Annotated in this window: 12 protein-coding genes; 7 read left to right on the forward strand and 5 right to left on the reverse strand. The window is 59.7% G+C overall.

What is annotated here, in order from left to right; all coding sequences use genetic code 11:
• Positions 1-34 precede the first annotated feature (34 nt).
• The 7 genes from JAO85_RS00340 to pbpG all read left to right on the forward strand — a co-directional run bounded on the left by JAO85_RS00340 (position 35) and on the right by pbpG (position 9501).
• Entirely contained in the window at positions 35-1822 is a 1788-nt protein-coding gene (locus JAO85_RS00340) for an acetolactate synthase 3 catalytic subunit (protein WP_003066236.1), read from the forward strand.
• A 154-nt stretch (positions 1823-1976) separates the two neighbouring features.
• The gene (gene ilvN / locus JAO85_RS00345) at positions 1977-2468 is read left to right on the forward strand and encodes an acetolactate synthase small subunit (protein ID WP_003056638.1); all 492 of its coding nucleotides are present in this window, start codon (positions 1977-1979) and stop codon (positions 2466-2468) included.
• A 73-nt stretch (positions 2469-2541) separates the two neighbouring features.
• Positions 2542-3558, forward strand: coding sequence for a ketol-acid reductoisomerase (ilvC, locus tag JAO85_RS00350; RefSeq protein WP_003056637.1), 1017 nt, complete (start codon positions 2542-2544; stop codon positions 3556-3558).
• A 199-nt stretch (positions 3559-3757) separates the two neighbouring features.
• Positions 3758-4627 carry a CDP-diacylglycerol--serine O-phosphatidyltransferase gene (gene pssA, locus JAO85_RS00355; protein WP_003056635.1) on the forward strand — a complete coding sequence of 290 codons (870 nt, stop codon included), beginning with the start codon at positions 3758-3760 and terminating at the stop codon, positions 4625-4627.
• Between the two features lie 231 nt (positions 4628-4858).
• Positions 4859-6532 carry a 2-isopropylmalate synthase gene (gene leuA / locus JAO85_RS00360; RefSeq protein ID WP_003066243.1) on the forward strand — a complete coding sequence of 558 codons (1674 nt, stop codon included), beginning with the start codon at positions 4859-4861 and terminating at the stop codon, positions 6530-6532.
• 103 nt (positions 6533-6635) lie between these two features.
• Positions 6636-8174: a 2-isopropylmalate synthase gene (locus tag JAO85_RS00365; RefSeq protein ID WP_012837810.1), complete on the forward strand. Its 1539-nt coding sequence runs from the start codon at positions 6636-6638 to the stop codon at positions 8172-8174.
• Positions 8175-8286: 112 nt separating this feature from the next.
• The gene (gene pbpG / locus JAO85_RS00370; protein ID WP_202787211.1) at positions 8287-9501 is read left to right on the forward strand and encodes a D-alanyl-D-alanine endopeptidase; all 1215 of its coding nucleotides are present in this window, start codon (positions 8287-8289) and stop codon (positions 9499-9501) included.
• A 143-nt stretch (positions 9502-9644) separates the two neighbouring features.
• Here pbpG and JAO85_RS00375 read toward each other — a convergent pair whose 3' ends face one another.
• The 5 genes from JAO85_RS00375 to earP form a co-directional block, all read right to left on the reverse strand.
• The gene (locus JAO85_RS00375) at positions 9645-10478 is read right to left on the reverse strand and encodes an IclR family transcriptional regulator (protein WP_003066249.1); all 834 of its coding nucleotides are present in this window, start codon (positions 10476-10478) and stop codon (positions 9645-9647) included.
• 98 nt (positions 10479-10576) lie between these two features.
• Positions 10577-11347 (reverse strand): arginyltransferase, encoded by a 771-nt coding sequence (locus tag JAO85_RS00380; protein ID WP_202787212.1) that lies wholly within the window; start codon positions 11345-11347, stop codon positions 10577-10579.
• Between the two features lie 28 nt (positions 11348-11375).
• Complete coding sequence (gene aat / locus JAO85_RS00385; protein ID WP_012837812.1) at positions 11376-12125, reverse strand: leucyl/phenylalanyl-tRNA--protein transferase; 750 nt, start codon at positions 12123-12125, stop codon at positions 11376-11378.
• A 169-nt stretch (positions 12126-12294) separates the two neighbouring features.
• The gene (efp, locus tag JAO85_RS00390; protein ID WP_003056627.1) at positions 12295-12849 is read right to left on the reverse strand and encodes an elongation factor P; all 555 of its coding nucleotides are present in this window, start codon (positions 12847-12849) and stop codon (positions 12295-12297) included.
• Positions 12850-13043: 194 nt separating this feature from the next.
• Positions 13044-14165, reverse strand: a complete 1122-nt coding sequence (earP, locus tag JAO85_RS00395; protein WP_202787213.1) for an elongation factor P maturation arginine rhamnosyltransferase EarP — start codon at positions 14163-14165, stop codon at positions 13044-13046.
• Position 14166: the final 1 nt, after the last annotated feature.

Raw genomic sequence — 14166 nt, forward strand, 5'->3', positions numbered from 1 at the left:
GGTTTTTCGTTAGAGAAATTCACAAAGGTTGATCATGGAAATCTCCAAAGCCGAGCTGGCCTCTGCAGCCGCCGCATCGTCCCCCAAGGGCGCCCAGGAACTGATGGGCTCCGAAATCCTCATCAAGTCTCTTCAGGCTGAAGGTGTCAAGCACCTGTGGGGTTACCCTGGTGGGGCAGTTCTCTATATTTACGACGCGCTCTACAAGCAAGACAGCATTCAGCATGTGCTGGTGCGCCACGAGCAGGCGGCCGTGCATGCAGCCGACGGTTTTGCGCGTGCCACCGGTGAAGTGGGCGTGGCGCTGGTGACATCCGGCCCCGGTCTGACCAATGCGGTGACGGGCATTGCCACCGCCTATACCGACTCCATCCCCATGGTGGTGATCGCGGGACAGACATCGACCAATTACATCGGTACCGACGCATTTCAAGAGTGCGATACCGTGGGCATCACTCGTCCCATCGTCAAGCACAACTTCCTGGTCAAGGATGTGCGCGAGCTGGCCGAGACCATGAAAAAGGCTTTCCACATCGCCCGCACCGGCCGTCCCGGCCCCGTGGTGGTGGATATTCCCAAGGACGTGTCCTTCAAGAAGGCGCTGTACACGGGCTATCCTGAAAAAGTGGAAATGCGCTCGTACAACCCCGTCAAAAAGGGACATGCGGGCCAGATCCGCAAGGCTCTGCAGCTGCTGCTGACGGCCAAGCGCCCCTACATCTATACCGGCGGCGGCGTGCTGCTGGGCAATGCCTGCAACGAACTGCGTCAGCTGGTGGACATGCTGGGCTACCCGGTCACGAATACGCTGATGGGCCTGGGCGCCTACCCGGCCAGTGACAAGAAGTTCCTGGGCATGCTGGGGATGCACGGCACCATCGAAGCCAACAATGCCATGCAGAACTGCGATGTGCTGCTGGCCGTGGGTGCGCGCTTTGACGATCGCGTGATCGGCAATCCCAAGCATTTCATGTCGGTGGAGCGCAAGATCATCCATATCGACATCGATCCTTCCTCCATCTCCAAGCGCGTGAAGGTGGATGTGCCCATCGTGGGCGATGTCAAGGACGTGCTCAATGAGCTGATCGCTATGCTGCGCGAGTCGGCACAGCGCCCCGATGAGGCAGCTCTGGGCCAATGGTGGAACACCATCGAAGGCTGGCGCAGCCGCGACTGCCTGAGCTACGACAAGTCCAACACCGAAGTCATCAAGCCCCAGTACGTGGTCGACACACTGTGGAACATGACCAAGGATGCCGACGCCTACATCACCTCCGATGTGGGTCAGCACCAGATGTGGGCTGCCCAGTATTACCGCTTTGATGAACCCCGTCGCTGGATCAACTCCGGCGGTCTGGGCACCATGGGTGTGGGCCTGCCTTACGCCATGGGCATCAAGCTGGCCAAGCCGGACTCCGAAGTCTTCTGCATCACGGGCGAAGGCTCGATCCAGATGAATATCCAGGAGCTGGCCACCTGCAAGCAGTACAACACCCCGGTGGTCATCTGTGCGCTGAACAACCGCTTCCTGGGCATGGTGCGCCAGTGGCAGGAAATTGAATACTCGGGTCGCTACTCGAGCAGCTACATGGATTCGCTGCCCGACTTCGTGAAGCTGGCCGAGGCCTTTGGCCATCGTGGCCTGCTGATCGAAAAGCCTGCCGATGTCGAGGCTGCGCTGCGCGAGGCGCGCCGTATCGTGCGCGAGGAAAGCAAGACGGTTTTCCTGGACTTCCGCACCGATCCGACCGAGAACGTGTTCCCCATGGTGCAAGCCGGCCGTGGCATCACGGAAATGCTGCTGGGCGCCGACGATCTGTGATGCCGGGTAGCCGGTTTTGAAAGAAATCGGCTTCAAGCACTTACATATCAAGCACAAGCAGCTATATTTTAAATAGCGTTTTGACGAATCTATTGTCCGCCGAGCCTGGCACTTACCGGTGTCGGGGGAGGGCGGCGAAAAGAGGAATCTCCCAATGAAACACATTATTGCCGTGCTGCTCGAGAACGAGCCTGGAGCACTGTCGCGCGTCGTGGGCCTGTTTTCCGCCCGTGGCTACAACATCGAATCCCTGACTGTCGCACCGACCGAGGACCCCTCGCTGTCGCGCATGACCATCCTGACCACGGGCTCGGACGATGTGATTGAGCAAATCACAAAGCACCTGAACCGACTGATTGAAGTGGTTAAAGTGGTGGACCTGACCGAAGGTGCCTACACCGAGCGCGAGCTAATGATGGTCAAGGTGCGTGCCGTGGGCAAGGAACGCGAGGAAATGAAGCGCATGGCGGACATCTTCCGCGGCCGCATCATCGACGTGACCGAGAAGAGCTACACCGTGGAGCTGACCGGCGACCAGTCCAAGAACGACGCCTTCCTGCAAGCCATTGATCGCACTGCCATCCTTGAGACCGTTCGCACGGGCGCCTCGGGTATTGGCCGCGGCGAACGCATTCTGCGTGTCTAATGGCTGCGTTGCACCACTTTTGAATCTGAACAAACCTTTTTAACCCCCTCAAGATAAGAGACCTGGAGCCATCATGAAAGTTTTCTACGACAAGGACTGTGACCTGAGCCTGATCAAGGGCAAGACTGTTGCCATCATCGGCTACGGCAGCCAAGGCCACGCACATGCTCAAAACCTGAACGACAGCGGCGTGAAGGTTGTGGTCGGTCTGCGCAAGGGCGGCTCTTCCTGGGACAAGGTCGGCAAGGCCGGTCTGACCGTGATGGAAGTGAACGACGCGGTGAAGGCTGCCGACGTGGTCATGATCCTGCTGCCCGACGAGAACATCCCCGAGGTGTACAAGAACAACGTCGAGCCCAACATCAAGTCCGGCGCTACCCTGGCTTTCGCTCACGGCTTCAACGTGCACTACAACCAGGTCGTGCCCCGCGCCGATCTGGACGTGATCATGGTTGCCCCCAAGGGCCCCGGCCACACCGTGCGCTCCGAATACCTGAAGGGCGGCGGCGTGCCTTCCCTGATCGCCATCTACCAGGACAAGTCCGGCAAGGCTCGTGACGTGGCCCTGTCCTATGCTTCCGCCAACGGCGGCGGCAAGGGCGGCATCATCGAAACCAACTTCAAGGAAGAAACCGAGACCGACCTGTTCGGCGAGCAGGCCGTGCTGTGCGGCGGTGCCGTGGAACTGGTGAAGATGGGCTTCGAGACGCTGACCGAAGCTGGCTACGCTCCCGAAATGGCTTACTTCGAGTGCTTGCACGAGCTCAAGCTGATCGTTGACCTGATGTATGAAGGCGGCATCGCCAACATGAACTACTCCATCTCCAACAACGCGGAGTATGGCGAGTACGTGACCGGCCCCGAAGTCATCAACGAAGAATCCCGCAAGGCCATGCGCAACGCCCTCAAGCGCATCCAGAGCGGTGAATACGCCAAGATGTTCATCAGCGAAGGTCGTCTGAACTATCCTTCGATGACTGCCCGTCGTCGCCAGAATGCCGACCATGCCATCGAGCAAGTGGGCGGCCAGCTGCGCTCCATGATGCCCTGGATCTCCAAGAACAAGCTGGTCGACCAGACCCGCAACTAATGCAGGCAAGTCATTCGGCGCGAGCCGGATGACTGCGCTTGGGCAAGAGGCCACCTTCGAGGTGGCCTTTTTTCATTCCGGAGGCGATCTGTGTGGCGGGTACACTGGTGGCAGGGACATGGTCATGATGGCCATGCTTGAAATACTATCGTTTTAATAGCTGCATGCATTTGACATGCAAGCACTGGAGGTCTGTTTGATGCAAAACAGCAATGATTCTGCCGATCTGAGTGGAATGCCGCGCAAGCCGCGCAAAGGCATTTATGTGCTGCCCAATCTGTTCACGCTGGCAGCGCTGTTTGGCGGTTTCTACGCCATCGTCATGGCCATGAACAACAAGTTCGAACTGGCGGCCGTGGGCGTTTTCTGCGCCATGGTGCTCGACAGCCTGGACGGTCGCGTGGCGCGCATGACGCACACGCAAAGCGCGTTCGGCGAGCAGATGGACTCGCTCTCCGACATGGTGTCCTTTGGTGCTGCGCCCGCGCTGATTGCTTATGAATGGGCCTTGCGTCCCCTGGGGCGCTGGGGCTGGATTGCCGCCTTTGTGTATTGCGCCTGCGCCGCATTGCGCCTGGCGCGTTTCAATGTGAATACGGCCGTGGTGGACAAGCGCTATTTCCAGGGCATGCCTTCGCCTGCGGCTGCGGCCCTGGTTGCGGGCTTTATCTGGCTGACCAGTGCCCTGATGGTTTCCCACCGCGATGTGCCCATCTTCGGCGATGTGATTTCCTGGTTCGGCGGCTATCCCACGGACAGGGCCGATCTGTCCTGGATCATGTTCGCCATCACGCTGTTCGCAGGTCTGACCATGGTCACCAATATTCCCTATTACAGCTTCAAGGACATCGGCGGCGCCAAGAGTATGCCGTTCGTCTCGCTGGTGGTGGTGGCCCTGCTGATGGCCGTGGTCAGCATCGAGCCTGCAACCATGCTCTTCCTGGTGTTTGTCGGCTACTCGGTCTCGGGCTATGTGATCTATGTCTGGCGCCGTGCCAAGGGGGAGCAGGTCAGCATTGTGGCGACCTCCAAGGACGAGCCCGATGAGCGTGGTCTGCACGACGATTGAAGCGCGGCCCCAAAAAATCCTGGCCCTGTCAACTTTTCTTGTGTTAAAGTGAGCCGCATGCAAAACCTGTCGCTAGCTCTACTACTAATGTCCAACGGGCAGAGAAAGTAGCGCGCGCGTACAAACACACCCTACTTGGCGGCCCGTAGCATCAGCGACGGGCCGTTTTTGCTTTTGGGCGTCGCTGGAGCTGGGTTCAATTTCCTCTAATTTCGACTAAAGAGACTCACCATGTTGCAAAACCCTTCCACCAAATACCGCGCTTTCGCCCCCGTGCGTCTGACCGATCGCACCTGGCCCGACGCGGTCATCACCAAGCCTCCGGTCTGGTGCAGCGTGGATCTGCGTGACGGCAACCAGGCTCTGATCGAGCCCATGGACATCGAGCGCAAGGTGCGCATGTTCGAGCAACTGGTGAAGATCGGTTTCAAGGAAATCGAAGTCGGCTTTCCTTCGGCCTCGCAGATCGAGTTTGACTTCATGCGCAAGCTCATCGAGGAAAACCGCATTCCCGACGACGTGACCGTGCAGGTGCTGACCCAGGCGCGTGAGCATCTGATTCGCCGCACCTTCGAAGCGCTCGAAGGCGTGCCCCGCGCCATCGTCCATCTCTACAACGCCACGGCTCCCGTGATGCGCCGTGTGGTGCTGAATATGAGTGAAGACGAGATCGTTGAACTGGCGGTGACCAATGCCCAGATGTTCAAGGACATCGCGGCCCAGCACCCCAACACCAAATGGACCTTCCAGTACTCGCCCGAAATGTATTCGGACACCGAGCTGGAGTTCTCCAAGCGCGTGATAGATGCCGTCACCGACGTCTGGCAGCCCACGCCCGAGAACAAGTGCATCATCAACCTGCCCACCACCGTGGAGCATTCCACGCCCAATATCTTTGCCGACATGGTGGAGTGGACGCATCGCAACATCAAGCGCCGTGACAGCGTGGTGATCTCGGTTCACCCTCATAACGACCGCGGCACGGGGACGGCAGCAGCGGAGTTGTCCCTGATGGCTGGCGCGGACCGTCTGGAAGGCTGTCTGTTCGGCAACGGCGAGCGCACCGGCAATCTGGACGTGGTGAATGTGGCGCTCAATATGTATATCCAGGGCGTGAACCCCGGTCTGGATTTCTCCGACATCGACGATATCCGTGCAACGGTTGAGCATTGCAACCAGTTGCCCGTGCATCCTCGTCATCCTTACGTGGGTGACTTGGTCTACACCTCCTTCTCCGGCTCCCACCAGGATGCCATCAAGAAGGCTTTCGCCGCCCACAAGGAGGGCGATATCTGGGATATGCCTTATCTGCCCATCGATCCCAAGGACCTGGGTCGCAGCTATGAGGCCGTGATTCGCGTGAACAGCCAGTCGGGCAAGGGTGGTATTGCCTATCTGCTCGAGAGCGAGTATGGGCTTCAGCTGCCTCGTCGCCTGCAGATCGAGTTCAGCCAGGTCGTGCAGCGCGAGATGGATGCCAGCGGCAAGGAATTGTCGGCTGCGGATCTGTGGGAGCTGTTCCAGCGCGAATATGGGGTCAACACTGTCAAGCCGCCTCAATATCGTCTGAGCGAGGCAGATGGCGTGGTCAATATGACTTCCCACATCGAGATCGCCGGAGAAAAGTATTTTTTGGAAGGCGAAGGTACGGGCCCCATTGATGCCTTCGTGCAGGCGCTGTCGGCTAACGTCGGTCGCAATGTGCGCGTGCTCAACTATGCCGAGCATGCGATTGGCGAGGGAGCGAATGCCAAGGCGATTGCCTATGTGGAGCTGCGCGTGGATGACGCTCAGGTCTGCTATGGCGTCGGGGTCGATGCCAATATCGTTTCTGCCTCGTTGCGCGCCATCATCTCGGGAGTGCAGCGCGTCCCTGCTGTCGCCGAAGAGGCGGTAGCCGCATAAAAGGTTCAAAGCCGGTGTCGCCAAAAGCGCACCGGCTTTTTTGTCGGCAATCCTCCAGTCAAAACAGGCGTCTACCGGCGCCATCACATAGAGAGTCCCCACCATGTCCGATCAGCTCATTATTTTTGACACCACCTTGCGTGACGGCGAGCAGTCGCCCGGCGCCTCCATGACGCGCGATGAAAAGCTGCGCATTGCACGCCAGCTGGAGCGCCTCAAGGTCGATGTGATCGAGGCAGGATTTGCCGCGGCATCCAATGGTGACTTCGAGTCCATCCAGACCATTGCGCGTGCCATCAAGGATTCCACGGTCTGCTCGCTCTCCCGCGCCAACGACCGCGACATCGCGCGTGCGGCCGAGTCCTTGAAGGGGGCCAACCGCGCTCGCATTCACACTTTCATCGCCACCAGTCCGCTGCACATGGAGAAAAAGCTGCGCATGACACCCGAGCAGGTGCTGGAGCAGGCCAAGCAGGCGGTGCGCTTCGGGCGCAATCTCATTGAAGACATCGAATTCAGCGCGGAGGACGGCTATCGCAGCGAACCCGATTTTCTGGCGCGCGTGATCGAGGCCGTCATCAAGGAAGGTGCAACCACCATCAACGTGCCCGACACCGTGGGTTATGCGATTCCCGAGCTCTATGGCGAGTTCATTCGCAACTTGCGCGAGCGCGTTCCCAACAGCGACAAGGCCGTCTGGTCCGTGCATTGCCACAACGACCTGGGCATGGCGGTTGCCAATTCGCTGGCGGGCGTGAAGATCGGCGGCGCGCGCCAGATCGAATGCACCATCAACGGGCTGGGCGAGCGTGCAGGTAACTGCTCACTTGAAGAAGTGGTCATGGCCATCAAGACGCGCAAGGACTACTTTGGTCTCGACGTGAATATCGATACCCAGCATATCGTGGCCGCCAGCCGCCTGGTCAGTCAGACCACGGGCTTTGTGGTGCAGCCCAACAAGGCGGTGGTGGGAGCCAATGCCTTTGCCCATGCCTCCGGCATTCATCAGGATGGCGTGCTCAAGGCGCGTGACACCTACGAAATCATGCGTGCCGAGGATGTGGGCTGGGCGGCCAACAAGATCGTGCTGGGCAAGCTCAGTGGTCGCAACGCCTTCAAGCAGCGTCTGCAGGAGCTGGGGGTGGAGCTGGACAGCGAAGCTGCCATCAACCAAGCCTTCACGCGCTTCAAGGAGCTCGCGGATCGCAAGAGCGAGATCTTTGATGAGGACATTCTGGCGCTGGTGAATGCCGAAGGCGCGGAGCACCAGGACAATCAGTTCCAGTTCATTTCGCTGGCCCAGCAGAGTGAAACAGGTGAGCGCCCACATGCAAGCGTGGTCTTCAGCAATGCAGGCCGGGAAATCAAGGCCAGCTCCGAGGGCAATGGTCCGGTCGATGCCTCGTTCAAGGCCATCGAGTCCGAAGTCAAGAGCGGTGCCGAGATGGTGCTGTATTCCGTCAATGCCATCAGCGGCTCAACCGAGAGTCAGGGCGAGGTGACGGTGCGCCTGCAGCGCAGTGGTCGCATCGTCAACGGAGTGGGTGCTGACCCCGATATTGTGGTCGCATCGGCCAAGGCATATCTGAGCGCTTTGAACAAATTGCATAGCAATCAGGAAGTTGTTGCAGCACAAGGTTGACTGCTGGATTTATAATTTCACTCAGATTATCGAGAAGGTTGTGTAAGTGCTTGTCGCTGCACAACTTTTTTGATTGAATTAAATCCTTACACCTTGTTGTCTGGAGTATCGCATGCAGCTGCTGCGTCCATTTCGCCTTGCAAAACTCACCCAGGTGGTGTCTTTGGCTCTGTTGAGCTGCGCTCTGGCTGCTCCGGCAGCGCATGCGGCGACGCCCAAAAAAGACTCCAAAAAGCCCGTGGCTGCTGCAGCTTCGGCTAAGAAAGCGGCCAAGGAGCCGGCTGGCAAGGTTCGTGCCGCAGCGCAGCCCAAAAGCGCAAAGGTCGCCAAAGGCAAGCCGGAAAAGGCAGACGCCAAGCTTGCAAGCAAGAAGGGCGGAAAGACTTCTCTAGCAGCCAAGGCCGAAAGAGACGAGAAGACCGGCGGCAAGAAGCGTCTGGCCAGAGCAGGAGCCACCAGTGCTGCGGTTGCGGCAGCAGCAGCTGCCACGGCAGTCGAGCCCGCACGCCTGTCCTACGGGCAGATGGCGGGTCTTCACTCCGTCTCGGATCCCCTGGATCTGCAAAGCAGCGTGGCTTATGTGATTGACCAGGACACACATGAGGTGCTGCTGAGCAAGAACGATCAGGCAGTGCTGCCGATTGCCTCGCTGACCAAGCTGATGACCGGTCTGCTGATCTCTCAGGCCCGCCTGCCCATGGATGAGATGATCACCATCACGCAGGACGATGTGGATACCGAAAAGCACAGCAGCTCCCGCCTGCGTGTCGGTACCACCTTGACGCGTGCCGAGATGATGCACCTGGCGCTGATGTCCAGCGAGAACCGTGCTGCCCATGCCCTGGGACGCACTTATCCCGGCGGTCTGGCGCAGTTTGTGCAACTGATGAACTCCAAGGCGCTGCAACTGGGCATGAAGGACACGCGTTATGTGGAGCCCACCGGCCTGTCCAGCAGCAACCAGTCCAGCGCACGCGATCTGGCGCGCTTGGTGGCGGTGGCTCATGCCGATCCGCTGATGCGCGAGTACTCCACATCGCCCGGCTATGAAGTGGCCGTCGGTCGCCGCACGCTGCAGTTCAACAACACCAACCGTCTGGTCAAGAGCGACAACTGGGATATCGGCCTGCAAAAGACCGGCTATATCTCCGAAGCCGGACGCTGCCTTGTGATGCAGGCCCATGTGGCCGGGCGCAAGCTGATCATGGTGTTCCTGGATTCCGCAGGCAAGTTCAGCCGCCTGGCAGATGCCGAGCGAGTGCGCCATTGGATGGAAAGCAAGGGCCCCACGGCCAGCAACACGATTGCCAGCCGTATCCGTGGTTGAGCCTGGCGAGAGGGCCAGGCCCGTCAGCAAAAAATGCGCTACCTCGGTAGCGCTTTTTTATTGGATCAATACCTGAAATGGCCTTCCCAGCCGCTTTTGCGGATTGCGAGATGAGCTCGCTCCTGTCATTGGAGCGAAGAGATTCAGCCGTGCTGGCTGCGGCTATAGGGGTTGGCCGGTGCTTGAGCCGGCGCAGGGCGTGTGCCGCTGAAACCCAGCGCCACGGAAATTTCCTGCACCGTGGCCTGCAATCTGGGGGCCCAGCTCTCGTCAAGGCGGTCTGCGGGGGCAGAGATGGACAGGCCCGCAATCAGCTTGCTCTGGTCGTCGTAAATGCCGGCTGCCATGCAACGCACGCCCAATTCCAGCTCTTCGTTGTCGCGGGCAATGCCGTATTGGCGTACCTTGGCCAGCTCATGTTCGAGGTCGCCCAGCTGGGTGATGCTGAAATGGGTCTTGCCGGGCAGGCCAGTGCGCATGGCGTAGGCGCGCACCTGCTGGGAATCGTCAGCTGCCAGAAACAGCTTGCCGTTGGAGGTCAAGTGCAAAGGCGCGTGGCCGCCAATGGCGCGTACCACCTGCATGCCCGAGCGCTCGCTGTAGGCGCGTTCCACATAGACAATCTCGTCGCCCTGGCGCACGGACAGGCTGATGGGTTGCTGAATCTGCTTGTAAAGCTGACGCATGGGGGTCAGCGCCACTTCACGTACGTTCAGCCGGGCCTTGACCAGGTTGCCCAGTTCCAGAAAGCGCATGCCCAGGCGGTAGCTGCCCGATTCGGGGCGATCCACAAAGCGGCCCAGTGCAAGGTCATTGAGTATGCGGTGCGTGGTCGATGGATGCAGGCCCGTGCGTTCGCTGATCTCCTTCAAAGAAACCGCTTCCTCACGCGATGCCAGCACGTCGATCAACGTGAACATGCGTTCCAGAACCTGGACGCTGGGCTTTGCGGAGGCCGATAGGTCGTCTTTTTTCATGCGTTGGAGATACTTTGCGGGATGAGGGCATTCTAGCGGTGCTGCAGCCGTGCAGCCATGTCATCCGCTCATATATCCATGTGCTGTTTTTTGCAGCGTCACTCTTCAATTTGCGAGCGCACAATGCTTTGCCTGTCTACGCGCTGCCATAGCTCGCCCTGGCGAATCTCATGGGGCAAAAAGCTGGCCTTGTAGCGCATCTTCTGGCTCTCGGAGATCCAGTAGCCAAGATAGACATAAGGCAGGTTCATGGCTTTGGCCTGCTGAATTTGCCACAGCACATTGAAGGTTCCATAGCTGGCGTGGTCCTCCGGATCGTAGAAGGTGTAGACCGCCGACAGCCCGTCCTCCAGTACGTCCAGAATGGAGAGCATCTTGAGTGTGCCGGGCTGGCCGTTCGCGCCCGGCTCGCGGAACTCGACCAATCGTGAGTTGACCCGGCTTTGCAGCAGAAACTGCGTGTACTGGTCCACGCTGTCGTTGTCCATGCCGCCACCGCTATGGCGGTGCTGCTGGTAGCGTAGGTAGAGCTGGTAGTGCTCGTCGGAGTAGTGCAGGCGCTGAATGGAGGCGACAAGTTGCCCATGCTGTTTTGCTGCGCGCCGCTGGCTGCGGCTGGGGCGAAACTCCTGGGCCAGAATTCGCAGGGGAACGCAGGCCTTGCAGCCGTCGCAATAGGGGCGATAGGTGAACATGCCGCTGCGCCTGAAGCCCAGCGTGACCAGTTCCGAATAGGTGGTGTTCTGAATCAGGTGACTGGGTGTGGCGACCTGAGAACGTGCCAGCCGGCCAGGCAGATAGCTGCAGGGATAGGCTGCCGTGGCATAAAACTGCAGGGCATGTAGCGGGAGGTCGTTCGGGTGCGTCATGATCGGACTCGGCTGCAGATGCGGTGCGTCAAGCCTCAGTATGGCTTAGCAACTGTTCCCAGTATATGGGGCTGAATTGCCACTGCATATCGGGCAGCCGGGCTTGGGCTTGAACGGTCCGGGCGAACTGCGCTCTTGTGACTTCTCGAGCGCCCATGAAAGACAGATGTGCTGTGGCCTGCTGGCAGTCGATCTGCGGCACCTGATGAGCCCTGCACAGGGCCACCAGCGCCGACAGTGCAATCTTGGAGGCATCGGTCTGCAGTGCGAACATGGATTCGCCAAAAACCGCTCTGCCCAGCGCCACGCAGTAAAGCCCGCCGACCAGCTGGCCGTCGATCCAGGTTTCCACGCTGTGTGCAGCGCCCTGCTGATGCAGCTCGGTATAGGCATCGACGATGCTTTGCACAATCCACGTACCGTTCTGTCCATCGCGCGGGGTCTGGGCGCAATGCTGCATCACCGTGGCAAAAGCGCTGTCGATGCGAATTTCACAGCGCGGATCATTGCGAAATTTCTGCAGTCTTTTGCGCAGGCTGCGGTGCAAGCGGAATTCCTCGGGATGCAGGGCCATGCGCGGGTTGGGGGACCACCAGAGAACCGGCTGTCCCTCGCTGAACCACGGGAAAATGCCTTGGCTGTAAGCAGTGCGAAGACGTGCTGCATCCAGCGTATTGCCGGCGGCCAGCAGCCCGGGAATGGGGTCCCGCTCGCCCCAGGTCTGATCGATGGGGGGAAATTCTTGTTCGGGCTGCAGCCAGGGCAGGGAGTGCGTCATTGGCAGTGGGAGTGGATGGACTGCCCTTAGTCTTGCACAGACTGAAGCGGTTTTGAGTGTCGCGGCAGACGAAGGGGCTGGCGTAATCCCGCTGTCGGAGGCGGAAATGAAAAAAGGCTTCCTGAAGGAAGCCTTTTGCCGGGAAGCAGCTGCGGCAGCTGCCGCCACATTACACGCGCTTGCGGTATTCGCCGGTGCGGGTGTCGATTTCGATCTTGTCTTCTTGAGACACGAACAGGGGCACGGCCACTTCGAAGCCGGTAGCGATCTTGGCGGGCTTCAGAACCTTGCCGGAGGTATCGCCCTTGACGGCGGGCTCGGTCCAGGTGATTTCGCGCACGATGGTGGTGGGCAGTTCGACGGAGATGGCCTTGCCGTCGTAGAACACCACTTCGGCAGTCATGCCGTCTTCCAGGTAGTTCAGTGCGTCAGCCATGTTTTCAGCTTCGACTTCGTACTGGTTGAACTCTTCGTCCATCCACACGTACATGGGGTCGGCGAAGTAGGAGTAGGTGCAATCCTTCTTGTCCAGGATCACGTTGTCGATCTTGTCGTCGGCCTTGAACACGTTTTCCGTGCCGAAGTTGCCGATCAGGCTCTTGAGCTTCATGCGCACGGTAGCAGCGCCACGGCCGCCACGAGCGTATTCGGTCTTCAGAACGATCATGGGGTCCTTGCCGAACATGATCACATTGCCTGCGCGGATTTCTTGAGCGATTTTCATGGCTTGCTTGCGTTTGAAAGGTTGGAGCCGCTCTACACGGCAGGCAAGCTGTTCGCAATGGTCGCTGGAGAAAGCAACGCATCAAAGGTGCGGCGGCGGGGCCTGCCGCATGTACCGCGGCGGGGCGCGACCCCGAAAGCAAGATCGCTCGGCATACCGGCTGCGACTGCCCTCAGAGAGGCAAAACGTGGATTTTAGCTTTTTTCGGCGACAAAAGCTTGAAGCTGCGCAATCAGCTCGGTTTGTTCCATCAATCCGGCTCGCGCAGCCCTGATGCAACAGGCCCATTCATCAAGCATTTCGCGTGTGAGCAAAGGCAATGTTTGCGGTGCGGTCATGCCGTTCCAGGTGTGGTGAAAGCGCCTGAGGCTGTCCGGGGCCTGGAGCCAGTCGAGAAAGGCATTCAGCTTGTCGTGGTGGGCGTTGTCATGCTGAGGGTAGATCTGCCAGACCATGGGCTGGCCGGCCCAGAGCGCACGTACCAGGGAATCCTCGCCACGCACCAGATTCAGGTCGCAGGCCCAGAGCATTTCGTCGAACCGGGCCTGAGGGCGGGCTGGCAGATAGACCGGCTGCATCTGCTGCGCTTGGGGCAGCGCCTGCACGGCAGTCGCTGCGCGTCCCGGGGTCACCAGCAGCCTGGCATTGAGCGCCTGCTTGTCCGAGAGCTGCGCGAGCAACTGGGGCAGGGCGGCAGGCTCGTAGCAAAACAGCGAGACGGCACATTCGTCATGCTGAATGCCTTCTGCGCGGCGCCATGATTCGCGCTGCGCCATGAAGGTCTGCTGGCGCTGTGCCAGGTTCTGCTCGCGCACCAGCGAGCCGGTGGCTGCCGTAAAGCCGGGGTAGAAGAACCAGCGTGTCAGCCCTGAGGCGGGGCCGCTCATGATGCGTGAGGGCAGGCGATGGCAGCGCTCCACATAGTCTTCGGCCGAGAGATATTCGAGATTGATCCAGACTGCAGGCTTGCTCTTCGACGCCTTGTCTGCAATGGCGCTCACGAATGCCGCGGGAATCTCGCAGCCGAAGGCCTCGATGACCACATCGCCAATCGACGCCGGAACGTCTGCGGCTTGCGCGGGCCAGGCATGGACGCTCAGGCCGGGCGGCCAGGGCTGGGGAGCCATCCATTGCAGGGCGCTGGCATCGTCCATCCACAGGCGTACCTGCTGGCCGCGTGCGGCGAGTTCTGCGGCCGTGCGCCAGCACACTCCCACGTCGCCAAAATTGTCTATGACCTGGCAGAAGATGTCCCAGCACAGCGACGGATGGGGCGCCCCGGGGGCGGGCAGAGGCATGGGTGAAAAATCAGGCATG

The organism is Comamonas sp. NyZ500 (assembly GCF_016772095.1).
In the GTDB taxonomy this organism is placed as follows: Bacteria; Pseudomonadota; Gammaproteobacteria; order Burkholderiales; family Burkholderiaceae_C; genus Comamonas; species Comamonas thiooxydans.

What these genes read in the sequence shown, in the direction of transcription:
- leuA (WP_003066243.1), top strand. Translation starts at nt 4,859, where the DNA reads ATGTTGCAAAACCCTTCCACCAAATACCGCGCTTTCGCCCCCGTGCGT.
- JAO85_RS00375 (WP_003066249.1), bottom strand. Translation starts at nt 10,478, where the DNA reads ATGAAAAAAGACGACCTATCGGCCTCCGCAAAGCCCAGCGTCCAGGTT.
- JAO85_RS00365 (WP_012837810.1), top strand. Translation starts at nt 6,636, where the DNA reads ATGTCCGATCAGCTCATTATTTTTGACACCACCTTGCGTGACGGCGAG.
- ilvN (WP_003056638.1), top strand. Translation starts at nt 1,977, where the DNA reads ATGAAACACATTATTGCCGTGCTGCTCGAGAACGAGCCTGGAGCACTG.
- efp (WP_003056627.1), bottom strand. Translation starts at nt 12,849, where the DNA reads ATGAAAATCGCTCAAGAAATCCGCGCAGGCAATGTGATCATGTTCGGC.
- aat (WP_012837812.1), bottom strand. Translation starts at nt 12,125, where the DNA reads ATGACGCACTCCCTGCCCTGGCTGCAGCCCGAACAAGAATTTCCCCCC.
- pssA (WP_003056635.1), top strand. Translation starts at nt 3,758, where the DNA reads ATGCAAAACAGCAATGATTCTGCCGATCTGAGTGGAATGCCGCGCAAG.
- pbpG (WP_202787211.1), top strand. Translation starts at nt 8,287, where the DNA reads ATGCAGCTGCTGCGTCCATTTCGCCTTGCAAAACTCACCCAGGTGGTG.
- JAO85_RS00340 (WP_003066236.1), top strand. Translation starts at nt 35, where the DNA reads ATGGAAATCTCCAAAGCCGAGCTGGCCTCTGCAGCCGCCGCATCGTCC.
- JAO85_RS00380 (WP_202787212.1), bottom strand. Translation starts at nt 11,347, where the DNA reads ATGACGCACCCGAACGACCTCCCGCTACATGCCCTGCAGTTTTATGCC.
- earP (WP_202787213.1), bottom strand. Translation starts at nt 14,165, where the DNA reads ATGCCTGATTTTTCACCCATGCCTCTGCCCGCCCCCGGGGCGCCCCAT.
- ilvC (WP_003056637.1), top strand. Translation starts at nt 2,542, where the DNA reads ATGAAAGTTTTCTACGACAAGGACTGTGACCTGAGCCTGATCAAGGGC.